Source organism: Paenibacillus sp. NPDC057934 (genome assembly GCF_042887565.1).
Classification (GTDB): Bacteria; Bacillota; Bacilli; order Paenibacillales; family Paenibacillaceae; genus Paenibacillus_AQ.
The window spans coordinates 156759-183285 of sequence record NZ_JBHVPB010000009.1 but is presented as its reverse complement, the minus strand read 5'-3'; the positions used below and the strand labels follow the sequence as shown (position 1 = coordinate 183285).

The 26527-nt window shown below is 49.2% G+C and carries 21 protein-coding genes; 6 read left to right on the top strand and 15 right to left on the bottom strand.

Translation table 11 applies throughout. The features are described 5' to 3' along the window. The first annotated feature begins 53 nt into the window (after nt 1-53). Complete coding sequence (ppk1, locus tag ACFVRY_RS21220; RefSeq protein ID WP_387502457.1) at nt 54-2171, top strand: polyphosphate kinase 1; 2118 nt, start codon at nt 54-56, stop codon at nt 2169-2171. Here ppk1 and ACFVRY_RS21215 read toward each other — a convergent pair. From ACFVRY_RS21215 to ACFVRY_RS21200, 4 genes are all read right to left on the bottom strand, one after another. Then, nucleotides 2119-3648, bottom strand: coding sequence for a Ppx/GppA phosphatase family protein (locus tag ACFVRY_RS21215; protein WP_387502293.1), 1530 nt, complete (start codon nt 3646-3648; stop codon nt 2119-2121). The two genes, ppk1 and ACFVRY_RS21215, sit on opposite strands and share 53 nt — an antisense overlap. A 120-nt stretch (nt 3649-3768) precedes the next feature. Further along, nucleotides 3769-4491 carry an amino acid ABC transporter ATP-binding protein gene (locus ACFVRY_RS21210; protein ID WP_387502292.1) on the bottom strand — a complete coding sequence of 241 codons (723 nt, stop codon included), beginning with the start codon at nt 4489-4491 and terminating at the stop codon, nt 3769-3771. After that, nucleotides 4478-5137 (bottom strand): amino acid ABC transporter permease, encoded by a 660-nt coding sequence (locus ACFVRY_RS21205; RefSeq protein WP_066361493.1) that lies wholly within the window; start codon nt 5135-5137, stop codon nt 4478-4480. The genes ACFVRY_RS21210 and ACFVRY_RS21205 overlap by 14 nt, the downstream gene beginning before the upstream one ends. A gap of 103 nt (nt 5138-5240) precedes the next feature. Beyond that, nucleotides 5241-6056: a transporter substrate-binding domain-containing protein gene (locus ACFVRY_RS21200; RefSeq protein WP_387502291.1), complete on the bottom strand. Its 816-nt coding sequence runs from the start codon at nt 6054-6056 to the stop codon at nt 5241-5243. Between the two features lie 303 nt (nt 6057-6359). Here ACFVRY_RS21200 and ACFVRY_RS21195 point away from each other — a divergent pair, with 303 nt between their 5' ends. Further along, complete coding sequence (locus ACFVRY_RS21195) at nt 6360-8108, top strand: alpha-glycosidase (RefSeq protein WP_387502290.1); 1749 nt, start codon at nt 6360-6362, stop codon at nt 8106-8108. A 53-nt stretch (nt 8109-8161) separates the two neighbouring features. Here the strand turns inward: ACFVRY_RS21195 and ilvD are convergent, their stop codons facing one another. From ilvD to glgB, 3 genes are all read right to left on the bottom strand, one after another. Next, nucleotides 8162-9856, bottom strand: a complete 1695-nt coding sequence (gene ilvD, locus ACFVRY_RS21190; protein WP_387502289.1) for a dihydroxy-acid dehydratase — start codon at nt 9854-9856, stop codon at nt 8162-8164. Between the two features lie 288 nt (nt 9857-10144). After that, complete coding sequence (gene glgA / locus ACFVRY_RS21185; protein ID WP_387502288.1) at nt 10145-11569, bottom strand: glycogen synthase GlgA; 1425 nt, start codon at nt 11567-11569, stop codon at nt 10145-10147. Between the two features lie 37 nt (nt 11570-11606). Beyond that, nucleotides 11607-13547, bottom strand: coding sequence for a 1,4-alpha-glucan branching protein GlgB (glgB, locus tag ACFVRY_RS21180; RefSeq protein ID WP_387502287.1), 1941 nt, complete (start codon nt 13545-13547; stop codon nt 11607-11609). A 215-nt stretch (nt 13548-13762) separates the two neighbouring features. On the opposite strand from glgB, the gene ACFVRY_RS21175 reads away from it, so the two are divergent. Beyond that, nucleotides 13763-14989 (top strand): glucose-1-phosphate adenylyltransferase, encoded by a 1227-nt coding sequence (locus ACFVRY_RS21175; RefSeq protein ID WP_387502286.1) that lies wholly within the window; start codon nt 13763-13765, stop codon nt 14987-14989. 367 nt (nt 14990-15356) lie between these two features. On the opposite strand, the gene ACFVRY_RS21170 is transcribed toward ACFVRY_RS21175, so the two are convergent. The 6 genes from ACFVRY_RS21170 to ACFVRY_RS21145 all read right to left on the bottom strand — a co-directional run bounded on the left by ACFVRY_RS21170 (nt 15357) and on the right by ACFVRY_RS21145 (nt 21824). Beyond that, entirely contained in the window at nt 15357-16445 is a 1089-nt protein-coding gene (locus tag ACFVRY_RS21170; RefSeq protein WP_387502285.1) for a GNAT family N-acetyltransferase, read from the bottom strand. A gap of 48 nt (nt 16446-16493) precedes the next feature. Then, nucleotides 16494-17900, bottom strand: a complete 1407-nt coding sequence (locus ACFVRY_RS21165; protein ID WP_387502284.1) for a sensor histidine kinase — start codon at nt 17898-17900, stop codon at nt 16494-16496. Beyond that, a complete protein-coding gene (locus ACFVRY_RS21160; protein WP_066361525.1) occupies nt 17897-18595 on the bottom strand; it encodes a response regulator transcription factor in 699 nt (232 codons plus the stop codon). Before ACFVRY_RS21160 ends, ACFVRY_RS21165 begins: the two co-directional genes overlap by 4 nt. Beyond that, the gene (locus ACFVRY_RS21155) at nt 18588-19880 is read right to left on the bottom strand and encodes a hypothetical protein (protein WP_387502283.1); all 1293 of its coding nucleotides are present in this window, start codon (nt 19878-19880) and stop codon (nt 18588-18590) included. The genes ACFVRY_RS21160 and ACFVRY_RS21155 overlap by 8 nt, the downstream gene beginning before the upstream one ends. A 15-nt stretch (nt 19881-19895) precedes the next feature. Next, entirely contained in the window at nt 19896-20621 is a 726-nt protein-coding gene (locus ACFVRY_RS21150; RefSeq protein ID WP_387502281.1) for a phosphonate ABC transporter ATP-binding protein, read from the bottom strand. An 87-nt stretch (nt 20622-20708) separates the two neighbouring features. After that, the gene (locus tag ACFVRY_RS21145) at nt 20709-21824 is read right to left on the bottom strand and encodes an MFS transporter (RefSeq protein WP_483875155.1); all 1116 of its coding nucleotides are present in this window, start codon (nt 21822-21824) and stop codon (nt 20709-20711) included. 219 nt (nt 21825-22043) lie between these two features. Here ACFVRY_RS21145 and ACFVRY_RS21140 point away from each other — a divergent pair, with 219 nt between their 5' ends. The 3 genes from ACFVRY_RS21140 (at nt 22044) to ACFVRY_RS21130 (ending at nt 24589) form a co-directional block, all read left to right on the top strand. Further along, entirely contained in the window at nt 22044-22961 is a 918-nt protein-coding gene (locus ACFVRY_RS21140; protein WP_387502277.1) for an ArsR/SmtB family transcription factor, read from the top strand. A gap of 58 nt (nt 22962-23019) precedes the next feature. Beyond that, nucleotides 23020-23775, top strand: a complete 756-nt coding sequence (locus ACFVRY_RS21135) for an HAD family hydrolase (protein ID WP_387502276.1) — start codon at nt 23020-23022, stop codon at nt 23773-23775. Nucleotides 23776-23872: 97 nt separating this feature from the next. Further along, nucleotides 23873-24589 (top strand): DsbA family protein, encoded by a 717-nt coding sequence (locus tag ACFVRY_RS21130; protein ID WP_387502275.1) that lies wholly within the window; start codon nt 23873-23875, stop codon nt 24587-24589. A gap of 322 nt (nt 24590-24911) precedes the next feature. Here the strand turns inward: ACFVRY_RS21130 and ACFVRY_RS21125 are convergent, their stop codons facing one another. Further along, on the bottom strand, nt 24912-25547 hold the full coding sequence (locus ACFVRY_RS21125) for an RNA ligase family protein (RefSeq protein ID WP_387502274.1): 636 nt from the start codon (nt 25545-25547) through the stop codon (nt 24912-24914). Between the two features lie 14 nt (nt 25548-25561). Beyond that, nucleotides 25562-26521 carry an AAA family ATPase gene (locus ACFVRY_RS21120; RefSeq protein WP_387502273.1) on the bottom strand — a complete coding sequence of 320 codons (960 nt, stop codon included), beginning with the start codon at nt 26519-26521 and terminating at the stop codon, nt 25562-25564. Between the last annotated feature and the right edge of the window lie 6 nt (nt 26522-26527).

The window sequence follows — 26527 nt, the reverse complement described above, 5'->3', positions numbered from 1 at the left end:
ACCAAAGCGGTAACGAAAGAAAAAAAGAATGACGTGGAGGGGCCATGAGCAAAATGATCGAAGAAGAGAAAAAGAATATCTTTAGCAGCAGTCCTGCCACTGCCTATCTTAACCGTGACCTCAGTTGGGTCGAATTTAACCGCCGGGTGCTGCAAGAGGCCCAAGATGTGGACAACCCCTTGATGGAACGGGCCAAATTTCTGGCTATTGTGTCCAGCAATCTGGATGAGTTCATCAGCGTGCGTGTAGCGGGTATCCAGGATCAGATTCGTGCAGGATATACGAAAAAAGACTTCACCGGTTATACTCCATCCGGCTTGTACAAACGCCTCTTCAAACGGGTCTCCAAAATCATTGCCGACCAGTACCGCACCTTCCGCGATATCTCCAGGAATCTGCACAAGGAAGGTATTGTCTTCGTAGATTACGGTGATTTGACACATGCACAGGAGCTTTCCATAGAGCAATATTACCGAGACATTATTTACCCTGTACTTACACCGATGGCAGTGGATCAGAGCCGTCCATTTCCGTTAGTACATAGCCAATTCATTTATCTCGCGGTGGTTCTCTCCCGTAAAAATGCTCTGGAGGAAGAACCGTATTTTGCGATCCTGCAAATTCCGTCCAATCTTCCAAGATGTATCCCTCTGCCCCATCGCTCCAACAGCAAGAAGCGGCAGTTCGTATTCATAGAGGATGTTATCAGACATCATATCCAGACCTTGTTCAGCGGTTATGAGCCGGTCTCGGTTAGCGAGTTCCGCCTGACACGCAATTCGGACCTTACGATTGACGAGGAAGGCGCTGAGGACCTCCTGGAGGAGATTGAAAAGGAGCTTCGCAAACGCAGACGCGGCGTACCGGCCCGTCTGGAAGTGCAAAAAGGTATTCATCCCTATGCGCTGGAGCAATTGCAGGCTGAATTCGAAATCGAAGATTTCGTATTTGAGATTGACGGTCCGCTGGATCTCGGATTCCTGCGCCAGTTTGCAGGCAGCCTTAAGGGCTTCAGTTATTTGAACTACCCTCCGGTGGAGCCACTGTATCCGGTGGAGTTTGAAGAGAATGAGGATTTCTTCGAGGTGCTGCAAGAGCGTGATGTGCTTGTATATCATCCGTACGAATCCTTTGATGCGATGGCAGATTTTATTATTCAAGCTTCTGAAGACGAACAGGTCATGGCGATCAAAATGACACTGTATCGGGTCAGCGGCAATTCTCCGCTGATTACTGCCTTGGCGAATGCCGCCGAATCAGGCAAGCAGGTCACCGTCGTAGTTGAGCTGAAAGCTCGCTTTGACGAGGAGCGCAACATTGCCTGGGCGCGTAAACTTGAGCAGTCCGGATGCCATGTCGTGTACGGCCTGGTTGGGCTCAAGACCCATGCCAAGATCACGCTGATTGTGCGCCAGGAAGGCACAGAGCTGAAACGGTATGTACATGTCGGCACCGGTAACTATAATGACAGTACCGCCAAGGCTTACACGGACCTTAGTTTGTTCACCGCGAATACCGATATTGGTCTGGATGCTTCCGAGCTGTTCAATCAAATGACTGGCTACTCTGCCAATTATGACTGGAATTCGTTCATCGTCGCGCCAACCAACATGAGCCTGTCCATACAAAAATTGATGCAGCGTGAGGCTGAGCATGCCGCGGCTGGACGTCCGGCCCGTATTATCGCCAAGATGAACTCCTTGTCCAACCAACAGGTCATCGACGACCTCTACATCGCTGCTCAAGCTGGCGTATCCATTGATCTCATCGTGCGCGGAGTCTGCTGCCTGCGGCCGGGGATTGAAGGATTAAGCGAACGGATTACGGTGCGCAGCATCGTGGACCGCTTCCTGGAGCATTCACGCATTTATTATTTTGAGAACGGCGGCAACCCTGAAGTCTATCTGTCCAGTGCAGACTGGATGACACGAAATCTGACCCGGCGGATCGAGCTGATGTGCCCTGTGCATGACAGTACCATCCGGGAGCAAATCATCAAGATTCTCGAGCTGACACTGAGCGATAACACCAAATCCAGTTTCCTCCAGCCTAATGGATATTATGAACGCGCAGACGACAAAAAGGCCCCTTCCCGGAGCCAGTTTGCTGCTATGGATGTTACACGTTGGAAGGGAAGTCGAGCTTTACCTTTAGACCCCAAACGTTCCTGAATGCCTTCAGAGCGTTCTCAATATCCTCAAGACCGATCAGAATCGCTGAGTTGCCCTGAAGGCTCATATGGAGGGTATTCCCTTGCATATGGCCTTCTAGGCCTCTGACAACACCAATCTCGGTGCTATCCAGCGCAATGCTTAACTGAACAAGCGTTCCAAGCTTGTGGATCCATTCTTCGTCGGAAGCCAGTAAAATGTCCTTGTGTTCGGTGGACAATTTCTGCTTCCGGCTTTTTGTGCTATAGGAAGAAATCATGGCACACAGGATGAGCTGTCGATGTGTGAGACCGCGAATGGGCGAGTTCATTAGCCAATATCTTGTATGCCGCTTGGATTGATAATAGTTAATATTCGATCCCGTTCGGTGCAGCATGATGGAGACATAGACCAGCATCTCGATCTCCCGGGTATCCCCTTCGATCTTCAGCATGGACAGTAGGCTTCGCGCGAGTTTGTGAATGTGATCCAGATGTGTCTTCGAGGTGCGGATATCAAAGCGGATGATGGTATCCAAACTGAATTCCAGAGCGCTGTCCCGTACCGGTTGCTCCGGCTTCAACAGATCATGCAACATGCCTTCCCGCAAGCCTTCGCCGCTAATAACGGCCTGCACAGCACCGACATACTTATACACGGTGTGGAAAATAATCAAACCGGAGACAATGATATCGGCCCGGCTTTTGGACAACCCGTCTAGTTCCTTCCGTTTCTCAAGCGGCAATGCCGGCAGTGTAGCCATGAATTGCTCAATCGTCTCGGATGACAGCGTATATCCGTGCGAATTCGGCAGTGAGTAATCATTACTCTTTTGATCCAGCTTACCCAGTGACCGCAGTGTGCCGCCCAGTCCGAACAGAGGTAGACCTTCCCCGGTAGTCAGCCAGTCATGCTCCACAAGCCGCCCCAGCACATAAGCCTGAAGCTTATGAACCTGCTCTCCAGTCCAGTTGCCGCCGTGGCCGAACATAATATTGGTATTCACAGCTCCGAACGGAAAAGAAATGCTGTGCTGATAGCGACGGGCTCTAAACAGCGTGATCTCCGTGCTGCCGCCCCCGATATCGATAACAAACCCATCCTCGACATTAAACGCATTGATCACCCCGAGGAATCCAAAATAGGCTTCCTGATGACCACTGATCACTTCAATCGGAATGTCTGAAGCTTCGGATAGGAAAGATATAATTTCAGCCGAATTAGCGGCATTACGAATAGCTGCCGTCGCACCTGCCCGGACTCTCTCCACACCGAATCCGTCGCAGATCTCCTTGAACTGACGTAGCACCGGCACAACGGTCTCCATGTCCTTCCGATCCAGCCGGCCGTCTCTTGTTATTTTCTCACTCAATCGGGCGGAGTATTTGCATTCCTTTATGATCTTATAGCCTCCCGCCGGCGTCGTGTCATAGATTACCAGACGAATGGAGTTGGAGCCAATATCAATAATGCCGATCCGGCAGAGGTCATCTTTCATATGTATGTACTCCTTTTCAGGTTCATTAACCACTTATTATACATGGTTTGGAAGCATAAATGAACTTTAAAACAAAACGGCCGCCGGTAACCTACCGGGGGCCGTTTTATATGTTATGCATTACAGCACTTTGCTCAGGAAATCCTGAGTCCGCGCATGCTTGGGATTACCGAAAACTTCTGCAGGAGTCCCCTGCTCAACAATAAAGCCCCCATCCATGAACAGAATGCGGTCCCCGACTTCTCGGGCAAAGCCCATCTCATGCGTCACAATCACCATGGTCATGCCATCTTCAGCCAATTTTTTCATGACCTCCAGCACCTCACCGACCATTTCAGGGTCAAGGGCTGATGTTGGCTCATCGAACAACATCACATGCGGCTGCATGGCCAAAGCACGGGCAATTGCGATCCGCTGCTTCTGTCCCCCGGACAACTGATTAGGATAGGCATCCTTTTTATCCTCCAGACCAACGGTACGAAGGAGATTCAGAGCGAATTTCTCAGCTTCCTGCTGCGACTGCTTCTTCACCTTGACCGGGGCCAGGGTAATGTTCTGAAGCACGGTCATATGCGGGAACAGATTGAATTGCTGGAACACCATGCCCATCTTCTCACGGGTAAGGTTGATGTCATGCTTGCGCGAGGTAATCGACTCGCCCTCAAAGGTGATCTCACCGCCAGTTGGCTGCTCAAGCAAGTTCAGACAGCGCAAAAAGGTGCTTTTGCCAGAACCACTGGGGCCGATCACCACGACAACCTCCCCTTTATGGATCTCCAGATCAATGCCCTTCAGGATTTCCAGTTTGCCGAAATGTTTCTCCAGTTTCTTAACGGCGATCATCGGTGTTCAGCCTCCTTTCGAGTCTGCCAAGCAACTTAGACATGGTAAAGGTCAACACAAAGTACATCACAGCAACGACAATTAACGGTGTAAACCCGTCATAGGTAATCGTAGTTACCGCACGGGACTGGAACATGAGATCTGCCACCCCGATAAAAGAAACGATCGAGGATTCCTTGATAATCGTAATAAATTCGTTACCGATAGCTGGAAGTACGCTTTTCAAAGCCTGTGGCAGCACAATGTGGCGCATCGTCATTGCCTGTCTCATGCCGAGGGAACGTGCAGCCTCCACTTGTCCCCGGTCTACGCCTTGAATCCCCGCCCGGAAAATCTCGGCCAGATATGCGGAGCTGTTAATGGACAGTGTAATCGCACCCGATTGTACTGCGCTGAATTCGATACCAAAGCTGGCCAGACCATAGTGAATCAGGAAAAGCTGCACCAGCATCGGTGTACCGCGTAGGAACTCTACCCAAGCCGTGGCAATAAATCTAAGTACAACCAGTTTGGACATGCGAAGCAGCGCAATGGCAATCCCCAGTACAAAACCGAAGAATACGCCGAGCACGGCCAGTAGCAAAGTGTACTGTAGACCAGACAGGAAAAAGTTCCGGTAATCATAAGCTAGATTAAAAATATTCATTATACCTGTTCAACCTCCAATCTCCAAAAAAATAGAAAACAGCGGAGCAAGCACCGCTATTTTCTGTAAGTACAGCTGTTCATTCCAATGGATAACAGATTGATTACTTTTCAGCCAGTTCGCTTGCAGCTGTCACGTATTCGTCAATCTTGCCTTCGGAATTCAGTCGGCTCAGTGTCTTGTTGACTTGATCCAGCAACTCTGTGTTGCCTTTCTTGATTCCTACCACATAGCCGTCATCTTCAGCTTCTGGTTTGGCATCTGTGATCACGATTCCTTTGACGTTCTTGACAAAGGATTTGGCAACAGGACCTTCAATAATTGCAGCATCTACGCGGTTGGATTGAAGTTGCAGCACGATCTCGGAGATTTTGCCAAGGGAAGTTAATTGTGCACCTTCAATGCCTTTAGCGAGCTCTTCCTGGATCGAACCGGTTTGAACACCGATCTTCGTTCCTTTAAGCGAGTCCATCGTGGAGAACTTGTCCTTATCCGCTTCGCGAACAACCACGGATTGCTCTGCTTTGTAGTAGATGTCGGACAGTTCCACCGCTTTCTTGCGTTCTTCCGTCGGACTAAGGCCGGAGATAACCATATCAATTCTTCCGCTCGACAATTCATTCAGCAGGGAATCAAATGGCAAGTCTTTGATGACAAGCTCCGCTCCCATGTCGGCGGCAATATCTTTAGCAATGTCGATGTCAAAACCGACAATGCTGTCTTTACCGTCAACAACCTTGTGAAATTCATAAGGCGGGAAATCCGCGCTGGTGCCCAGTGTTAGTGTTTTTTTGGCAGCCGATCCGGTGTTGGCCTCTCCGCTAGCTGCGGAATCATTTCCATTCTTATTTTGACCGCAGGCCGTTAGTAATCCTACTGCAAGCAGCAAAGTTAGTGAAAGTGTACCCCATTTTTTCATTTCTATATCTCCCCTTTTCTGTATTTAGCGTATGCTGTTTAATTAGACCGATTTATTATAAATCAGTTCGTATGAATATGCAAAGACATTTTTGCTACAAATGTGCTTATTCATATGTCATTTTCAGCAAATTAGATGCATTTTGCACAGTGTTTACATAAAAAGTATATACTGAATTTGAACCCTAACATTCATTTCTGGAGTATGGTTCATCACACAGATTCAAAGGGTATTAACATGCTAACATACTGTTGCCAGGCGCATAATCCTTGCTCCGAGCCTATTCATTAAGGAGGTGCTGTCATGCTTTTGGAGGCGTTATACCATGTTCCCCGTGACAAGTGGGCCTATGCTTACGATACTGAAACCATTCATTTGCGTGTCCGTACCAAACGGAACGATGTAGATCATGTAACGGCCCTGACTGGCGACAAATATGACTGGAAACATACCTATTATGAAGTCCGGATGGACAAAGCCGCTTCCGACGATAGGTTCGACTATTGGGAGGCAGCTGTCAGACCCAAATACAAACGGCTGTGTTATACAATACGAATCAGTTCTGGCTCCGAAGTGATTTATTTGCTTGATAACGGCATTATTCGTCACGAATACCCCACCCCGCCGAGTCATTATTATGAATTTTCTTACATTCACACAATCGATGTGTTCAAGGTTCCAGAGTGGGCCAAAGATGCGATCTTCTACCAAATCATGACGGAGCGGTTCGCAAACGGAGATCCGGCGATCAGTCCCGAGGGTACGGAGGAATGGGGCGGAAGGCCAAAGCTGGACAATTTTTTCGGCGGAGACCTTCAAGGGGTGCTGGATCATCTGGACGACCTTCAGGAACTCGGCATCAACGCTATTTATTTCACCCCACTCTTCCTCTCCCCCTCCAACCATAAATATGACATTGTGGATTATAAAAAAGTCGACCCCCATTTTGGTGATAATGCCCTACTAAAGCGTGTGGTGCAACAATGCCATGCACGGGGTATACGCGTCATGCTGGATGCAGTCTTCAATCATTGCAGTGACCAGTTCCCTCCCTTTCAGGATGTACTACAAAAAGGCGAGTACTCTGTGTACAGGCACTGGTTTCATATTAATTCTTTTCCGGCCGAGATTGTCGATGGGATTCCTACCTATGACACCTTCGGTTTTTTTGGCAATATGCCCAAGTTCAACACGGCCAATCCGGAGGTCAGATCTTATCTGCTAGAAGTTGCCGAATATTGGATCAAGGAGATCAAAGTAGATGGCTGGCGACTGGATGTTGCCAATGAGGTGGACCACCATTTCTGGCGGGACTTCCGCAAAGTCGTAAAGAATGCCAACCCGGAAGCCTATATTGTCGGAGAGGTGTGGAGCGATTCACTAACCTGGCTGCTCGGTGATCAATTTGATTCAGTTATGAATTACCCCTTCTCAGGAACGGTGCTGGAATTCTTCGCTGGTGGTATGAATGGCGTGACATTCGGACATCGGATCGGCGGACTGCTCATGCGTTATCCGCAGCAGACGAATGAGGTGGTCTTCAATCTTCTTGGCAGTCATGATACCCCGCGCTTGCTGACCTGTGTGGGTGAAGATAAACGTCGCCTGAAGCTTGCGGTTGTCTTCCTGTTCACCTTCATGGGCACACCCTGTATTTATTACGGAGATGAGATTGGCCTTAGCGGTTATGAGGACCCGGACTGCCGAAAATGTATGGAGTGGGACCCAGCCAAGCAAGACCGGGAGTTATATGACTTCTATCGGATGATGATTGCCCTGCGCAAGGAGCATAAGGCGCTGCGCGAAGGACGGTTCCGCCTGCTACATGCCACTGAGAGCGATGCCTGCATCGTCTATGAGCGTGCCGACGACAAGCTGCACTTCACGATCTGGATGAACAACATGCCGGAACAGCGCACGCTGAGCCATCCTATGGAGACCTATGACTGGCAAGATGCACTGACAGGAGAACCTGTTGTTCCACAGAACGGAATCATGAATATTCGCCTGGAGCCCTATGGCTACCGGATACTCACTCGTAATTTAGATTGAAAAAAACAGGCTGTTCCTTGTGCCATCGTTTATGGCAGGAACAGCCTGTTTCATTATTCTTCTGGCAGGTCCGTTACAGCGCCTTTCGCTGCTGAAGAGACCAGACGCGCGTACTTGGCAAGCGCGCCTCTTGTGACTTTAAGCGCTGGCTTGTTCCATGCCGCCCTTCTGCGCTCCAGTTCGTCCGGTGTAACCTCGAATGAGATCTCCTGAATCTCACTATCGATCGTTACCAGATCAGCAGTCTGCAGCAGTGCGATTGGTCCGCCTACCTGCGCTTCCGGGGCCACATGGCCCACGACAAAGCCGTGGGAACCACCGGAGAATCTGCCGTCGGTAATCAACGCTACATCACCGCCGAAGCCTTTTCCGACAATCAACGCGGTTACCGAGAGCATTTCTGGCATGCCGGGACCACCCTTAGGACCACAATAACGGATAACGACAACATCGCCTTTGCGGATTTCATTGTTCAGAATGGCATCCGTGGCCTCAGTTTCACTGTCATACACTTTCGCCGGACCGGTAAAGCGAAGCTTCTTCATCCCCGACATCTTGGCGATCGCTCCTTCCGGCGCCAGGTTACCCCGCAGCACAACCAGCGGTCCGTCCGCCTTAAGCGGCTGGTCGAACGGGCGGATAATATCCTGATCTTCCGGAAGCGGATCAGCCTCAGCCAAATTCTCCGCCAGCGTCTTACCAGTGACCGTCAGGCAATCCCCATGCAACAGTCCTCTTTCCAGCAGCACCTTCATGACGCCAGACACGCCACCGATATCATTCAAATCCTGCATCACGTATTGACCACTCGGTTTAAGATTCGCAATATGTGGAACTTTGACGCGTATGCGCTCAAAATCATCATAAGTCAAATCAACCCCTACCGAATGGGCAATCGCAATCAGATGCAGGAATGCATTGGTGGAACCTCCGAGTGCCATGACTAGCGTTATGGCATTCTCAAAGGCTTTTTTCGTCATAATATCCCGCGGATAAATCTCTTTCTCCAGTAGAGTCAGCACCTGTTTTCCTGCCTTAGCGCATTCCTCTGCTTTATCCGGGGAAATCGCAGGCGTCGAGGAAGATCCGGGCAGACTCATGCCCAGCGCTTCGGCAGCGGAAGCCATCGTATTGGCGGTATACATGCCGCCACAGGCACCCGGGCCTGGACAGACGCTGCATTCAATCTTGTGCAGCTCCTTCTCGGTCATTCGGCCGTCATGATACTGTCCGACCGCTTCGAAGGCCGTAACGATATCCACTTTCTTGCCATCCAGCGTACCCGGTTGAATCGTTCCACCGTATACGTAGACTGCTGGCAGATTCAGTCGACCAATCGCCATCAGACAAGCCGGCGTGTTCTTATCACAGCCGCCCACAGCGACGAGTGCGTCCAAGCGTTCTGCGCCCATGACAATCTCAATAGAGTCGGCAATAGCTTCCCGGCTGGGCAAGGAAAAAGACATGCCTTCATGACCCATTGCGATTCCATCTGCAACGGTGATCGTGTTGAAGATGAGAGGCGCACCGCCGTTATCTTTCACTCCTTTTTTAGCCTGGACCGCTAGTTGGTCGATATGCATGTTGCACGGGGTGACCTCACTCCAGGTGCTGGCGATGCCGATCATCGGCTTCTTGAAATCCTCGTCTGTAAAGCCTACCGCCCGGAGCATCGCCCGGTTCGGCACACGATTAACGCCCTCGCTGATGACTTTGCTGCGTATTCTCAGATCTTTACTTGTTGACATGTTCTCACCCTTTTCTGTTAGATCAACTCATATAGCTCGTGGAGCCGTTCCCTATAGCTTTTCCAAACTTCGCATTTAATTGCTACTTCGTAGACATCCGAATTGCTAAAGGGAGAATTAGTGAGGTAAGAATCATCCTACCCTTATATATTTGTATGCAATATATCGCATATGTATATTAAAATCAAGTTATTTTCCACATTAAAAACCGCTCCCAAAGATCAATTACTCTTAGGGAACGGTTTATTGTAGTTTAATCTTTATGTTTTACTGGGAGAATCCTGGATTCTAGCCTGTAATCTTCTTATAGATGTCAATGTACTGCTGTGCAGATACATTCCAGCTGTAATCTCCCGCGAAGGCGTTCTTCGTGATTCTTTTCCAATGCTCAGGTTGGTTATAGGTGGAAATCCCCCTGCGCAGGGTGTGCATCATATCATGGGCATTGTAGTCCTTGAAAGTAAACCCGTTGCCCTCCCCTGTCACTTCGTTATAGGAATGCACGGTATCGTTCAGTCCGCCCGTCTCCCGCACTACCGGGATGCTGCCATAGCGGAGGGCAAGTAGTTGGCTGATGCCGCATGGTTCGAACTTTGAGGGCATAAGGAATAGATCGCTTGCAGCATATATTTTGCGAGAAAGACTCTCGCTGAACGTAATCTGTGAAGACACCTTATCAGGATATCTCCAAGCTGCTTCGCGGAACCAACGCTCATAAGACTCATCCCCGGTTCCCAGGACGACAAATTGAAACTCATCATTATAAAGCAGCTCATCCAACACCCGTGTCACAAGATCCAAGCCTTTGGAATCCACGAGGCGCGTAACCATAGCAACTAGCGGAACTTGCGGATTCACTGGTAGACCGAGCTCCTGCTGTAATCCCACCTTGTTCTCGGCCTTCTTGGCCAGATTAGAACGGTAACGGGTAAAGATATGGGAGTCCGACGCTGGATTGTAACTTTTAGTGTCAATACCGTTCACAATACCGCTCAAACTGCCTGCCCGCTCATTCAATAACCCGTCCAGCCCATAACCATAATAAGGTGTTCGAATTTCTTCGGCATAGGTCGGACTCACAGTAGTAATATGGTCGCTATATACAAGGCCACCCTTCATATAATTCACGTTGCCGTAGTACTCCACGCCGAGGAAATAGTTGCTGTCAAGACCAAGTAGCTCGCCCAGCACCTCATAGGGGAACACCCCCTGGTACAGCAGGTTGTGGATCGTAAACACCGTACGTATATCACTGTAAAAAGGGTTATGGCGATAATGCCCCTGCAGCAATAGTGGAATCACCGCCGCATGCCAGTCGTGGCAATGCAGCACATCCGGCTGAAAGTCTATGGCCGGCAAGCATTCCAGCACTGCCCGGTTAAAGAAGGCAAACCGCTCCCCATCGTCCATATACCCGTAAATGGCATCCCGCCCGAAGTAATACTCGTTGTCGATAAAATACACCGTGATCCCGTCATACACAAGCCGTTCAATGCCGCAATATTGGCTGCGCCAGCCGATTGGGACGTTGACTACGGTAACCGGTTGTAGCTGAGATGTGAATTTTTCAGGAATTCCGCGATACTTTGGCATAATGACTCTGACATCCACGCCTGCACCCTTCAGTGCTTTGGGTAGCGCACCAATAACATCGGCCAAACCGCCCGTTTTGATAAACGGATGACCTTCAGCTGCGGCAAATAAAACCTTCATGTTTATTTCCCCCTTCGGCTTCTGTATTTGTTCACGATTACTCAGGCGTTTGGTTCTTCTTGCTGACACGGGCTGCCTTCTTCAGCACCACAAAACTCAACGGTGGAAGAATCAGTTCAATGCTGTTGGTCTGATTGTGCCATTTCAGCTTGCTGCTCTTCAAAGGTGCATTAAGGAGAGCGGAACCACCATAAGCTGGGGACTCCGAACTGAATATTTCCTCGTAGATTCCTGCACGCGGCACTCCAATGCGATACGTGCTGCGTTCCACCGGCTGAAAATTTATGATAATGAGGAGCGTGTCCACTGAACGTTTACCCCGGCGAACGTAAGATACAACGCTCTGGCCGTTGTCATCGGCATCGATCCACTGGTATCCCTCCATGGCGTGGTCCTGTTCCCACAGAGCTTTTTCACTCCGGTATAGCTTGTTCAAAGCTGCAGTGTAAGCTAACATCTGACGATGACGCTCATAATCAAGCAACAGCCAGTCGAGCTGTTCCTGATCCTTCCACTCGATGAATTGTCCAAATTCACCACCCATGAATAATAGCTTTTTGCCAGGATGAGTGATCTGATAACCTAGCAGTTGGCGGAGGCCAGCAAATTTCTGCTCATAAGATCCAGGCATCTTGTCCAGCAACGATTTCTTGCCGTGTACGACCTCATCATGCGATAGGGGTAGAGTGTAGTTCTCGGAATACGCATAACAGATCGGGAAGGTAAGCAAATTATGATGGTAGGGCCGGGCCCCGAAGTCATGTTCTATGTATCCAAGGGTGTCATTCATCCAGCCCATGTTCCATTTGTAGTTGAAGCCAAGTCCTCCCTCATGAGCAGGTGCAGTCACTCCGGGCCAGGCACTGGATTCTTCGGCCATCATTAAGGCATGAGGATAATGCTGGAATATTGCTTTGTTCAAGTGCTGTAGGAAGGAAATAGCTTCCAGGTTCTCCAGCCCTCCGTTGGTATTGGAGCGATATTGGTGGTGCTGTTTCTCGAAGTCAAGACGCAGCATGCTTGTTACTGCATCCACCCGCATCCCGTCTATGTGGTACAGATCAAACCAGAACAGTGCATTGGAAATTAGAAATGAAGAAATTTCAGGCTTACTGAAATCAAAGGAAAGTGTGCCCCAGCCGGGCTTTTCAGCCAACAAGGGGTCGGCATACTCATACAGTGGCGAACCATCAAAACGTCTCAGACCATGGGCATCCTTGGCAAAGTGGGCGGGAACCCAATCTAAAATTACACCGATGTCTGCTTGATGGAGATGGTCAATCAGGTACATTAGCTCATGTGGTTCACCATATCGGCTCGTTGCTGCAAAATAGCCTGTCCCCTGGTAGCCCCAGGACAAATCATATGGATGCTCTGCCAGTGGCATGAATTCCACATGGGTGTAACTCATTTCCACCAAATAGGGAATCAATTGATCAACAAGTTCCTTATACGTATAGAATTGTCCGTCTTCCTTTTGTCGCCATGTGCCCAGATGCATTTCATAAATATTAAGGGGTTTGTTGTACGGAGTCTTGTTCTTGCGCCGCCAGGATGCATCTCCCCAGCGATAGCCCTGAAGATCGGTCACAACCGAAGCCGTTGCCGGGCGAACCTCGGCCTTAAAAGCGTAAGGGTCGGCTTTGAGGAAGCTTGTACCATCAGCGGCAATAATTCTATATTTGTATAACATTCCCAGGTTCATCCCCGGGAAAAACCGACTCCAAAATCCTGAATCGGGTATCTTATATAACGTGTCCATGTCCTGCGTTCCGTCCCAGCCATTGTGATCACCAGCCAGACCTACATATGTCGCATGAGGAGCCCACACGGTAAAGCGCACACCGGAAGTCCCTTCCCAAGCGGCAATGTGCGCACCCAGGATGTTATAGCTGTGATAGTGCGTGCCCTCATGAAACAAATAAATATCAATATCATCCGTTGACGGGAGGGTTTCTGTCCTTGGTGTCTCAGCCAATTCATCACCACCTTTTTATATAGGATGCACCTATAACATTACCCGAAAAAGTTCCATTTGAAAATGATTTGACTTGAAAAGAAATTTTTTATGGATAAGAAAATAATTCATGTAATTTTTGCAGTTTCACAGCAATATACTTCACCTATGTCGTTTCAAGACTGGACCCACAGTTTATATTACAAGCATTGACAAAAAATTGGGAGGGATAACAAATGAGCAAAAAAGAATGTATCGCCATGTTATTGGCCGGTGGGGAAGGACGAAGATTGGCCCCCTTGACGTCCAGCATGGCTAAACCGGCAGTCCCTTTCGGCGGACAGTATAGAATCATTGACTTTCCCCTCAGTAATTGTGTCAATTCCAATATTGACACTGTAGGCGTACTTACGCAATATGAAGCAGAATCACTACACAGTCATATCGGTGAAGGTGAGCCCTGGGGGCTCCATACAGAGAACGGCAAAGGTGTGACTCTTCTCCCGTCCGGGTCTGAAGGAAGAGATCTTTATTCAGGTACAGCCGATGCCATTTATAAGAACATTGATTTTATTGATAATCAGAACCCGGAGAATGTACTGATTCTCTCCGCTGATCATATTTACCACATGGATTATCAGAAAATGCTGGAATACCACATGGACAAAGATGCCAAAGCCACCATCTCTGTGATGGAGGTGCCTTGGGAGGAAGCCAGTCGCTTTGGAGTGATGAACGTGAACGAAGCGCTGAAGATTTCCGAATTCGCCGAGAAGCCCAAGGTTCCGCAAAGCAATCTTGCTTCTATGGGCATTTACCTCTTCCGCTGGGACTACCTGAAGGAGCATTTGCTACGTGATGCCGCCAACACTGATTCCAGTCATGACTTCGGCAAGGATGTCATTCCGAGTATGCTTGAATACAATGATGACCTGTTCGCTTATCGCTTTCAGGGATACTGGAGAGATGTAGGTACTGTAGACAGTCTCTGGGAAGCGCACATGGATCTTTTGACAGCAGATAATGGCTGGAAGCTTGAAAATGAAGTGTGGCCGATGTACAGTCGAGCACGCCGTACCAAGTTATCCGTTCATAAGCCACGCAGCCAAATGTCAGCAACCGACTGCCTGGTGAATGACTACTGCACACAGGAAGGAAACCTGCAGCGCTCTGTCGTCTTTGGAGGCGTTGAGATCGGTAAAATGTCCGTCATCAAACAAAGTGTTGTGATGCCTGGTGCCCGCATCGGACGCGGAGTACACATTGAGAATGCGATTATCGGCGAAGGTGCTGTCATCAAGGACGGAGCCATCATCAAAGGTAGCACCGACAACATTGTTGTCGTCGGGCCGCATGAGATCGTCGCTGCGAAGCCAGTAATTCGGACTCAGCCCTCTCGTCTTCTGCAGGATGTTTATGAGAAGACCGGCCGGCTTCGGGCCGCAGAAGGGTTTCCTTCCTAAGTTCATCGTTCACCGGAACAACACTTTACGTCCTGGGTCTGGTTTAAGGCTATAATGGACATTAATGGTGACTCAAAATAACGATTTTACTCATAACAACTATAAAACGCGCTTACCTCCATTAAAGAGATGCGCGTTTTTTGATGTGTTTTGAGATCTGAACCTCCGGTTAAACGGGCGTGTAGTCCTCTTGATAAATATTCGTGTAACGTTTCACAATATTTTCAGTGCCTACCTATTCGAAACTCAAACTTTAAATACAGCGTCGGCCTTTGGGATGTGCCCCCCAACAATACTTAAAAAGCTGCCTTTAGTACGGATACTCCGCACCAAAAGCAGCTTAATATGAAACATGAATACGCTAAGTTTAACGGGTAAGCTCCTGCCATTCCCGGTCTAGAAGGCTCATTTCAAGGCAATCTACATACCGTCCGCCGATCAGAGCCGCTTCTCGCTGTGTCCCTTCATGGACAAAGCCTGTTGCTTCATAAGACTTGCGAGCGCCGGTATTAAAGTCAAATACGCTTAGCGCAAGGCGATGCAGTCCAAGTCCTGCAAAACCAATCCGCAGCGTCTCCTGCAGCATTCGTGGCCCGATCCCCCGACCTCTAAGCTGTGGATCAACCACCAGTCGGCAGATACGAGCATGGCCGTCCTCCCGGTTGATTTGGCCTAGACTGACATGTCCTACGACCTCACCGCTGCCTCTGTGCACAGCACTATAAATCAGGAGCGGCGATTGTGCCGGATGATTGGTATTCTCCATATATTTCAGCAACTGTTCGTCGTCCAGGGGATAAGTCAGCGAAGATCCTGCCCATTGCTTCAGAAAATCCGGTGACAGACTCCAGCTCTGTAGCAGCGGAAAGTCATCTACTGAGAAATAGCGAAGCAGAATATCGTCTGGATCTTCACTGTTCTCATTATACTGATACAGATTTACGAGACGTCCGCCCCCCGCATCATTGGTACCCTGGTAACGGAAACCCAGGCTCTGATAATAACGGTTCAACTTGACATTATGCGCGACCGTATCCAGTCGAAGTCCCTTATGGCCCAGCCTCAGCGCCTGTTTAGCGGCGAACATGATCATTTGCTCTCCGAGACCGCTACCCCGGTAAGGTCCAGCCACCGTAAGACGGTGCAGATAAGCAAAGGCGTCATTATTCTTGTTCCCCCAATACTGAGGATCGCTGAATTGGAGGGTGAACAGCCCTACAGGAGTCTCCCCATCGAGCGCCAAGTACACTTCCCTCTCGTCAAAATATCCAGCGATCTCCTTGGCCGTGAATTGATCCGGGGACCATTGACGGATTCCGTTATCGACCATCCATTGGGCGGCCGCCTTCAGCATCCGTAGAATATCCTCCGTCCTATCCACACCTACACGTTCGACACGAATTGGATCTTGCGAGGCTTTGTTCTCACCATTCTCTCCTGTAGACGGTATCGCCATGTCCAATTTCCCCTATCCTGATGTTTATCTAAACTTGATCCAATTATTTTAGACCAATGCTTGCTCTGTAGCTAGCGGCAAAATGACTGTGACCTGTGTCCCTTTGCCCAGCTCACTATGCATTTCGATCCGGCCGTTATGCAGCTCGACGATCTGTTGAGTAATGGCAAGCCCCAGTCCGGTTCCACCATTGAGTGCATCCACCTGAAAAAAACGATCCTTGACCTTAGCCAGATGGGCTTCGCTGATCCCGATTCCGCTGTCCCGGACAATGATGGCGACTTCCTGATTAGATAGCGACTGCACAGTCAGCACAATACTGGAATCCTCATGGGAGAACTTAACGGCATTATCTACAAGGTTCAGGAATACTTGCTTCAGACGATTGGCGTCACCCTTAACAAATACAGCGTCATCGCATTCCAGAACCAGATGGATTCTCTTCTTCTCCGCTTTCGCCCAGACATTTAGAATGGTCTCCTGCAGCAGTACCTTCATATCGACGATGCCAATGGACAGCTTCATTTCATTCTGCTGCAGCTTGGAGAAGTCGAGAATCTCCTCCACCAGTCCAATCAGCCGATCACTTTCCTTGGAGATGATCCCCATGCCAAGCTTCGTTTCCTCCGGATCATAGCCTCCAGACACCAGAGTCTCACTCCACCCTTTGATACTGGTGAGTGGTGTGCGCAGCTCATGAGAGATGGACGAGATAAAGTCATCCTTGATCTGATTACTGCGTACTATCTCTTGGGCCATATAATTGATCGTGGTGGCCAACTCGGCAATTTCGTACCTATAGTTGCCCTTGATTCTTGTATTGAATTTGCCTTTCGCCATTTGGGCGGATACAGCCGTAATATTATTCAGCGGCTTAACGATGGAGTTGGCAAGTCCGAAGCTGAACAGCGCAACAATGGTCAGTACAGCTGCGCCGATCCCTACGGAGAGCAGGGTGAGATTCAACAGCCCGCTATTAATAAACTCAACCGAAGTGAGGTATCTCAGAATGTAGACATCCCGACCGTGAATTTGCAGCATTTTGGAGACCGCCATGACACTTTCGTTGGTTCCTGGCTGTCTGCCAACCCAGCGGCCTATACTCCCACCTGCCGCCTCTGGAACATCGCTAGTGGTAATTGTCCGGTCTGGCTGGAACCCTGTAGAGCTGGTGATGATATCACCGTTACGAGTCAGCACCTCAAGCTCTGTGTTATTAAACGAGAAGGTGTCCAGCAGATCCTGCAAGCGAACCGTGGAATCCATGCCCGTAACCTGGTATTTGTTAAAATAGGTCTCTGCCGTACTAAGCTGATTGGTAATCTTACTATAAATGCTGTCGTAGTAGTAGGTCCGAATAGCCAGCAGGAAAATCACTTCTACCAGGAGAAGCGCCAAGAAGACTACAAGAATGTAATGCAGTACGATCTGTCTGCGCATCCCCTTCTTTATCATTGTCCTTGGCCTCTCCATTTGTAGCCGTGGCCCCACACCGTTTGCAGATATTCCGGCTCAGAGGGATTATTCTCGATCTTTTGACGCAGACGGCGGATGTTCACGTCCACGATTTTGGGATCTCCCATATATTCCTTGCCCCACACATGATCCAGCAGCAGATCACGGCTGAGCGGTGTATTTTCCTTTTCCAGGAAGAACTGCACCAGCGAGAATTCGGTCGGGGTCAATTCAATGAGCTCCCCACTACGCTTGAACTGCTTGGAGATCAGATCCAGCGTAAAATGTCCGGATTGGAACGAGACTTTGGCCGATGGCTCCCGGTGAACGTTAACCCGGCGTAACAGCGACTGAATACGGGCAATCAGCTCTGTAGGACTGAACGGCTTGCTAACATGATCGTCAGCGCCTACCGACAACGCGTAGACCTTATCCTGCTCTTGAACTTTGGCTGTGAGGAAAATAATACCCAGCCGCTCGTTGCTCTCGCGTACACGGCGACACACTTCAAATCCATCAATACCGGGAACCATAACATCCAGGAGCGCAATATCAATATCAGGAATCGTAGTCAGCTTGTGCAGCGCTTCGTTGCCATCCGCCGCCTCCAGTACCTCGAACCCGTTACGTTTCAGATTGATGACAATAAAACTGCGGATAGACTCTTCGTCCTCCAGTATGAGCACTTTACTCATCTATTCCCTTCCTTTCGATCGGGGTAGTGATTTTGTTGTTGTTTCCCCCGTTGGTCTTCTGATCCAGCTTCCCTCGGTAGCCAATGAATGTATTTCCGTCGCGACCCCAGAGTTCCCAGTTGCTGTTCTTCAATTGCTCCCATTCATGTGGTGAGAAGAACGATACTTCGGCAACCGTCTCACCGGTATCCGCCAGAATAAACTTCAAGTATTTATCCAGAACAGACTTCGTATCCACCGTGACGTTGCCATGCCATTCCGGCGGAAAATTGATATAGAAACGGTCGGCGGGATCACGATACTGCTGCAAGGCAAACGTCAGGCCGTCCTTGCCATCCCATTTATAGTAGGAATTGAAGTAGGGTACCGTGTTGGGATCAAAATACTCCCAGCCTTTGGGCTTCTCCAGCAAACCGATTTCAATAATACCATCGCCATCGATATCCTCGCTAACAATTTTTCGGTCTTTCAGGGTCCGATCATCCCCAGGCACAACTACCCGCAGCTTGTTGTTCTCCATGACCACCACAGAGGTGTAGGCGGAACTGGACTCCACAGCTGCGTCCAGTACGATACCTTCTTTGTTCTCCGCTACTTTTCCTGCGACAATATTGTAATAATTATTAAAATACGGATCGATGTTATCCAGTTTATCCAGCACCTTGAAGCCGCCATCGGCGTATTGATAAGTCGTAATGGTCGCATATTCATTGCGCTTGAAAGAAACCACGGTAATGTCCTGGATACCATCGCGATTCAAGTCATCTATAATATATTTGGTATAAGGAACCTGCAGCACCTCTTCCAGCGTACCGTTAGAATAACTATAGACTACCATTCCTTTGTCTTCACCACGGGAGTACCCGGCAATAATATCCAGTTTCCCGTCGTTCGTAACATCCTTCAGATCAAGGGATTCAAGCACTGTACCATCACCATCAAAGACCAGCTTCTTGACCCAGGCATCTCCCTGCTTTTCCAGAAGCATGCCATGAATCTGCACAGCCTCTCCTGGTGTCTCATAGAAAACGATCGTCTCCATGATCCCGTCCTTGTTCAAATCCTCCGTACGGATCGAACTGTCATCGTCATTCTTTGGCCGGATCAGCGAAGAACCCGAAGGTATCATCGATGTAATCGCAGTCATCAATGTTGCCTTGTCCGCCGACAACCGCGGCGTTTTCATCTGGGATACCGGGTCGCTGATGAACGTACACCCCGTTAGCAACGACATCGCCAGTGACGCAGTGGCCAGCCGACTTATGATTCTTCTATTCAACATCATCACTCTTTTCCTTGATTAAAGGCTGAGACGCTCCTGCGAGGTCAAGCGACGGCCGTTAACGTTATGCTTGATAAGGCCGTCCTTCAAAACCCACAGACGTGAGGCGTAACGCTCTGCTAGCTCTATAGGCAGAACAGCGATGACCGTCAGGCCACTTTCCTTGCACAGCTTGCGGAGGTTCTCCATGACCCGCTCTGCGGACTTCGGATCGAGACCTGTTACGGGCTCATCCACCAAGATGACCTTGGCGCCATGCACCAGAGCGCGGGCAATGGCCACACGCTGCCGCTCACCACCACTTAACTGGCTTGCCTTAAGCTTCGCTTTGTCTAGCAGACCCAGAGCCTCCAATTCGTCCATGGCTCCCATATAATCATCTGAGCGGACCATTCCTGTTACCATACGCCACAATGGGGTTTGGGCGGATTGGCCGATCAGCACATTCTTCAGTGCGGTCCGATTGGGATTCAGCTCAGCATTCTGTTCAAGATAGGCCCATTCGCGGCGGATTTTCCGTTTGCCGGAGAAACCGCTCTTCAATATATCTTTTCCATCTACGCGGAAATTTCCCCGATCCCATTTTTCCCGTAGCGCCAAACAGCGCAGCAGTGTAGATTTGCCGCTACCGCTCCCCCCGAGCACCGCAACAAATTCCCCTTCTTCCAACTGAAAACCGATGTCATGCAGCACCGGAAGCTTGGTCTCCCCGACTGCTTTGGCTAAATGTTCAACTGTGATCATAGTTCAGCTCTCCTGTCCTCATCTCTATACTATAGTGTATTGGAAAGCGAGATTAAATTCCATGCGAACACCAGTTCTTATCATACTTCAAATTTGCTGGCGTGGCGAGAACAATACTCCCATCAGTCCAAATAAGATGAAGAGCAGCCCCATAAGCCCGAATACACCGCTGCCAGAGCCGAGTTCCAGCAGCAGCCCGCCCAAAGCTGGGCCGAGAATACTACCTGCACTAAAGTGAAAAGATGACACAACATTGGCCGCTGGCAGCAAGTTACGCGGAAGAATATCTGCTGCATAGGCTAGGCCAAGCGAGAAGAAAGAGCCCACAAAACCGCCAGCAAAAGCAAGCAGCACTAGTGAAAGCATGAAATGATCCCCAGCCAGCGGCAGCAGAGCGAAGCCCAGGCCGCCGCCGATACCGGCAAACATAAGAACTTTTTTGCGCCCGAACCGGTCACTCCACATCCCCAGCGGAAGCTGAAGCACAAGTCCCCCGATACCGGCAAAAGGCAACAGTGCAGCAATCTGATCCGAACTATAACCAATCCGCAGGCCATAAATTGGGAAGTTACTGTTCAGACTAGCCTCCATATAACCGTATAGGAGAGCAGGAATCAAGGCATACCAAGCTAGACTGTAACTTCGTCCAAATCGGCGCGCCTGCCCCTCCCTACTCTCTGAGGTTTCCGGGCGGGAGTCCGGGAGCTTGATCAATGACAGCAATAGAGCCATTAAGAACAGCGCAGCTAACACTAGGAAGGGCGTGGCTTGCCCGAAGCGCAACAGACTTATCCCCACAGGACCGAGACTGAAGCCAAGGCCATAGGACATGCCGTAGATGGAAAGATTGCGTCCACGGTTCTGTGCCGGAGTCATCAGCAGCACCCAGAGCTGGGCAGCGTAATTGATGGCCGAGTCCCCGATGCCGACCAGCAGTCGAAGCAAGAACCATGCCTTGATGCCCGGCAGTAGCGGGAATAGCAACAGGCTCACTAGTACGAGCGTGAGTCCTGCGGCAATGAGCTTCTTAAAGCCGATGGCTCCCAGCACCCGCTCGGCGATGAGCGTCATGCCGAACGAACCGATATACAGCGCTGCTGCGTTCAAACCGTTCAGGGACGAGGAGACCCCTTTTTGCTCCAAAAGAATGGATAAAACCGGAAGCAGCAGTCCTTGGCTGAGTCCGGCAGCAATAATAACCATGATGAGAATCAGGTAATTCACGTTGCTATTTCGCTGAACAGCGATTGAATGCGGGTCTGACACAGGTGAAAGCCTCCTACAAAACAAATAAAAGTAAACAAAAATAAACGTTATCCGAACTGCACCCAAAAGGCAAACACCGAACATTATAGTGGACAAGCCTCTTCAAAACAAGAGATAATATATAGAAGTGACGGATTTCCTGGGGGTGCAAGCTTCATGAACTATGAATTGAAAATTGATGTCTCACCGGTCTACGAGCTGATTGACAGCTTTATGTTATATGTTACGCGAAAATGGATTTCCAATCTGGATATCGGCCCCGACTGGGTCAAGGACGTGGAAAGCCGCTTTCCATCGCACCAGGCTGCGGAGATTATGAAGGCTGCTGAATGGCCATTCAGCGATTACGATGTCCTGTATGCCTGGGCTTACAGCCTTGGACCCGCCGAGAAGGTCCTAAGCTACCTGGATGAGCTGGAATCCACTTCGCTCGAAGATTGCTTCCAGCACGTGGCTCCGCTCATTACGGGCTTTACTCTGGAAGAATGTCAGCGTATTAAGAACAGCTACACCCCTCTGCTGCGGCTGTGGTACAGTCAATATTTCCGCCATGTGGAGCACAAGATCCTGCCGTTGCTTATCGAGGACGCCTCCGAGAAAAAAATGCTCCAGAGCAAAATGGACCCCATCGCCCTGATTGAATATGCTTCTGGCGGCGTCGTTATTGAAGATCTACCGAATTTGCAAACCATTGTTCTGCTTCCTACGGTGCACAATCGTCCGATCAACACCTATTGCTTCTATAACACTATGGTTATTATCCAATATCCGGTCGACGTGCCTCTAGATGATGAGGACGAGCCGCCTACTGTGCTGCTTCGCATGACCCGAGCTTTAGCTAATCCCACAAGGCTCAGATTGCTGCGGTATGTGGCTCATGAGCCGAAGACGCTTTGGGAGATGCAATCCGACCTGAACCAGTCGCGGGAGATGCTTATGCATCATCTGATGATCCTGCGGGTAGCTGGTCTACTGCGCATTCATCTGCGCGGTGAGCATAATGAACGCTTTAGCATCCGCCCGGACGGAGCCTCAGAACTGCAGATGTTCCTGGAATCCTATATACGTTTATAATAGAATGGATAGAGACTACAGATGGAGACAGACAGATACAGAATAAGGAGTGAGTGGCGTGAAATATATGACTCAACAAGTCATCTTCGATTTGGACGATACCCTCGTCCACTGCAACAAATACTTCGATCTCATTCTGGGACAATATTTCGAACTGATGGCAGAATGGTTCCAGGATTATGGACTGCCTACCAGCGAGATGCGGAGCAAACAGGCTGAAATTGATGTAGAAACCGTTAGCACAAGCGGTCTAGCCAGCGATAACTTCCCTAAGTCCCTGATTGGGACCTATCATTTCTTCTGTACCAAATTCGGCCGGAAAACCGATGTCTTTGAGGAGAAGCAGTTGATGAAACTGGGAATGAGTGTTTATGATCAGGAGATAGAGGCTTATCCTGGCATGGTTGAGACCCTGGATACCTTGAAACAGGAAGGTCATGATCTCTACCTCTACACTGGTGGAGACGATACCATACAGCAGCGTAAGATTGAACAAATGAAGCTGGACGTTTATTTTGATGACCGTATCTTTATCCGCAAGCATAAAAATGTCGAGGCCTTGGAGAACATCCTAGCCAGCGGTACTTTTGATCGCAAAGTGACCTGGATGATCGGAAACTCTCTACGTACAGATGTACTGCCAGCAGTAACAGCTGGAATCAACAGCATTTATCTCAAACAACAGAACGAATGGCTCTACAACATGATAGAGCTTCAACGCGAAATGCAGCAATCTGTCAAGACTATTTCTTCGATCTACGAGGTGCCTCCGGTCATCCGGACCGCTGCGCAGCAGATTCAAAGCCTTGGGTAAGACGTTCTTCTAGTGTTAGAAATGCCATAGGCTTCCTTTAGCAGATTTGATTATACTGTTCCAATGAATGATCAAAGCGTGCAGGAGGAAGTCAAGAATGAATAAACAAGTAAATTCAAAACATAGCAATAACAAGTTACTACCCATGCTCTTGTCGGTGGTCGGTGTTGTTCTGATTGCAGTTGCTGCCTTCTTCTTCACCGGCAAGAGCAGCACCTCCGAGCTCGACAGCTTGCCTAATTACACTGAGGTTAAAGGCAAGATTGTGGTTGACGGTTTAAGGTATGAGAAGCAGCCCCATCTGGGCAGCAGCACGGCCAAAGTCAAAGTGATAGAATTTGCGGATTTCAAGTGCCCTGCTTGCAAAAAGTGGACTGAAAAGTATCTGGACACCTTCATCAAGGACTACGTAGATACGGGTAAGGCGGAATTCTTCTTCATGAATTTTGCTTTTATTGACAGAGACTCCTATCTGGCCGCGAGTGCGGGTGAAGCTATCTATAGCCAGAGCAACGAAAAGTTCTGGGAATACGTCCACAAGCTGTACGCCAATCAGGGCGATGAAACCAAGATCTGGGCTACCGAGAAGTTCATCCTGAAGTTTGTCAAAGATAACATCGCTGGCATTGATTATGGTCAGTTCGAGCAGGATGTCAAGAACCATACCTACATGTTCGATGTAAAAGAGGATTTCAAAATTGCCGGCGCCTACGGAGTTAACGGTACACCCAAATTCATGGTGAATGGTGTACTGCTCCCCGATTCCTCTTACGAAGGTCTGACTGCGGCGATTCAAGCTGCTTTGAAGGAATAAGAAAGTAATGGAGCTATCCCAAAAGAGTCATCATGACGGTGGGAGGCTCCTTTTCCATTTTATCAAACAAAAAGAAATCGGTTCTTGGCAAAATGGCGTTCTGAGCGGACGAAGCATGCGTTGGAGCTGTCTTCATGATTGTGCTTCAATTGGTTGTGGACAAAATTAGGTGCAGTTGGGAATGGAAGTCAAACGAAGTGGAATATATGTATGTACAGATAGTAAGTAGAGTTAAAATCGTAGAACTATACGTTACTGATTACATGATCAACAATCCCCTTCTTTCTAAAATGAAAAATTATAACTACCCCGTTACGCCTGACTATCTAGGTGATAGCAGATTCGGCTCAACTGGCTTGCTAAGCCAGTGATCATCGGTCTGGACATGATTTTTACGAACGAATTTGGCGACACTGTGTTTAAAATCCTCATACGAAAAAGCGTCAGCCAGCCGCACGACATACCCTTCTTGCTCTCCCCCGCAATCCGATTGCTTGGTGTAACAAGCCTTTGCAACTTCCTCATTCCAAATTCCTTTATACAGCACCGGGACAGTTACCAGTCCCAGACGCTCCGCCCATGCATCAGTTTCCTCCCAAGACAAACATTGGTTACTGTGATCCCACACAGAAAAGAGCATAAAATAGGACGGTAGCGCTGAATAGTACAGCGAATGCTTGGCATAGACATTTTCCCCGCATAACCGATAGCCTTCGGGAATCAGGTACTTAATACCGCCATGCAGCGTCTTAACAAAATGCCTTGACGGATGATCCTTGCTGTCCAGCGACCGGGCATGAATGAAGTGATTGTACATCGTGGTGTTCTCTCCATCCATTTTCTCCGTAATGACCACTTCCCGGCCCTTGAAATGCTCCGTATTCCGCAAAATTTTGTCATCATCAGTATACCCTCTCGACCAGGGCAAGTGCATCGTCTTCGGATATTTCACTTTCATGTTTCTTCACCTCTTTACTTGCCAAAGCTATCGGCTTCAGCGAAAAAATACAGCTCTGCCAGCAGTTCGCCGCCTAGCAGATGATAAATGTTCGAAGCTCCTGCGTCGCCGCCATGCAGAATCTCCATATGGAAGCTGACCAAGTAGACGACATGCAGGACAAAATCGTCATCATAGCCCAGCGCTTTCAGCAGATTGCAGGCAATGATCGCGGAGACATGTTCATGACCGAAGTAAGAGTAATACTCCCGGGTCTGCTTCCAGACCTTGCAGAGCGGTTTACCTGTATCATGCAACAGCGCCGCCAGCTGCATCGCCAGCAAATGCTCACCCTCATAACATTGGTTGATGTATTCCAGCACACTATAGGTATGCTCAGACAACGTCTTGGAGTGGTAAGGGTTTCCCTGATCAAATCCCAGCATAATTGCAAAATAAGGAGATGTAGACAGGTAGCGGAACAACTCATCATGGCCTGCTTCAGCTGCTAGCAGCTGCTCCAATTCCTCACGCACGATCCCGGGATCAGCTTCAGCATGTACGATATGCAAGGCAGAGAAGCCTTCGCCTGGCACCGGAAACGCAAAGTTTTTAGCGTATTTAAGCAGGATTACCTCGTCCAGACGACGCTTTCGCAGCTTGTTCCGCGTAAGGGCTAGTTCGTAAGGAGCATCGCAGACGTGACATTCTATAGGGATCTCGCTGAATCTTTTCAGGAACTTCAGTCTACGTCCCCGGTCAATATTTGTAGCGTCAAAAACAACATTTCGGCCGTCAGCCAACACCTGCTCAATCTCTGCAAAAGCCGTATCAAAGACCAGGTAGTTGTTCTTCTGCTTGGATTCGCTACCGAACAACCGCTCCCGGATGTCATCTGTAGCCACTAGCACTGCCCGTTCACTGCGGCAAAGCTGCTTGGCGTAGGTAGTTTTTCCGCTGCCGGGAATACCGGTCAGCATATGAATGGTACTCATAGTTAT

Bases quoted from the DNA above. Each gene is read 5' to 3' on its own strand.
- ACFVRY_RS21120 (WP_387502273.1), bottom strand. From the start codon at position 26,521: ATGAGTACCATTCATATGCTGACCGGTATTCCCGGCAGCGGAAAAACT.
- ilvD (WP_387502289.1), bottom strand. From the start codon at position 9,856: ATGTCAACAAGTAAAGATCTGAGAATACGCAGCAAAGTCATCAGCGAG.
- ACFVRY_RS21165 (WP_387502284.1), bottom strand. From the start codon at position 17,900: ATGATAAAGAAGGGGATGCGCAGACAGATCGTACTGCATTACATTCTT.
- ACFVRY_RS21155 (WP_387502283.1), bottom strand. From the start codon at position 19,880: ATGATGTTGAATAGAAGAATCATAAGTCGGCTGGCCACTGCGTCACTG.
- ACFVRY_RS21215 (WP_387502293.1), bottom strand. From the start codon at position 3,648: ATGAAAGATGACCTCTGCCGGATCGGCATTATTGATATTGGCTCCAAC.
- ACFVRY_RS21125 (WP_387502274.1), bottom strand. From the start codon at position 25,547: ATGAAAGTGAAATATCCGAAGACGATGCACTTGCCCTGGTCGAGAGGG.
- ACFVRY_RS21175 (WP_387502286.1), top strand. From the start codon at position 13,763: ATGAGCAAAAAAGAATGTATCGCCATGTTATTGGCCGGTGGGGAAGGA.
- ACFVRY_RS21140 (WP_387502277.1), top strand. From the start codon at position 22,044: ATGAACTATGAATTGAAAATTGATGTCTCACCGGTCTACGAGCTGATT.
- ACFVRY_RS21200 (WP_387502291.1), bottom strand. From the start codon at position 6,056: ATGAAAAAATGGGGTACACTTTCACTAACTTTGCTGCTTGCAGTAGGA.
- ACFVRY_RS21210 (WP_387502292.1), bottom strand. From the start codon at position 4,491: ATGATCGCCGTTAAGAAACTGGAGAAACATTTCGGCAAACTGGAAATC.
- ACFVRY_RS21145 (WP_483875155.1), bottom strand. From the start codon at position 21,824: ATGGTTATTATTGCTGCCGGACTCAGCCAAGGACTGCTGCTTCCGGTT.
- ACFVRY_RS21150 (WP_387502281.1), bottom strand. From the start codon at position 20,621: ATGATCACAGTTGAACATTTAGCCAAAGCAGTCGGGGAGACCAAGCTT.
- ACFVRY_RS21130 (WP_387502275.1), top strand. From the start codon at position 23,873: ATGAATAAACAAGTAAATTCAAAACATAGCAATAACAAGTTACTACCC.
- ACFVRY_RS21160 (WP_066361525.1), bottom strand. From the start codon at position 18,595: ATGAGTAAAGTGCTCATACTGGAGGACGAAGAGTCTATCCGCAGTTTT.
- ppk1 (WP_387502457.1), top strand. From the start codon at position 54: ATGATCGAAGAAGAGAAAAAGAATATCTTTAGCAGCAGTCCTGCCACT.
- ACFVRY_RS21205 (WP_066361493.1), bottom strand. From the start codon at position 5,137: ATGAATATTTTTAATCTAGCTTATGATTACCGGAACTTTTTCCTGTCT.
- ACFVRY_RS21170 (WP_387502285.1), bottom strand. From the start codon at position 16,445: ATGGCGATACCGTCTACAGGAGAGAATGGTGAGAACAAAGCCTCGCAA.
- ACFVRY_RS21195 (WP_387502290.1), top strand. From the start codon at position 6,360: ATGCTTTTGGAGGCGTTATACCATGTTCCCCGTGACAAGTGGGCCTAT.
- glgA (WP_387502288.1), bottom strand. From the start codon at position 11,569: ATGAAGGTTTTATTTGCCGCAGCTGAAGGTCATCCGTTTATCAAAACG.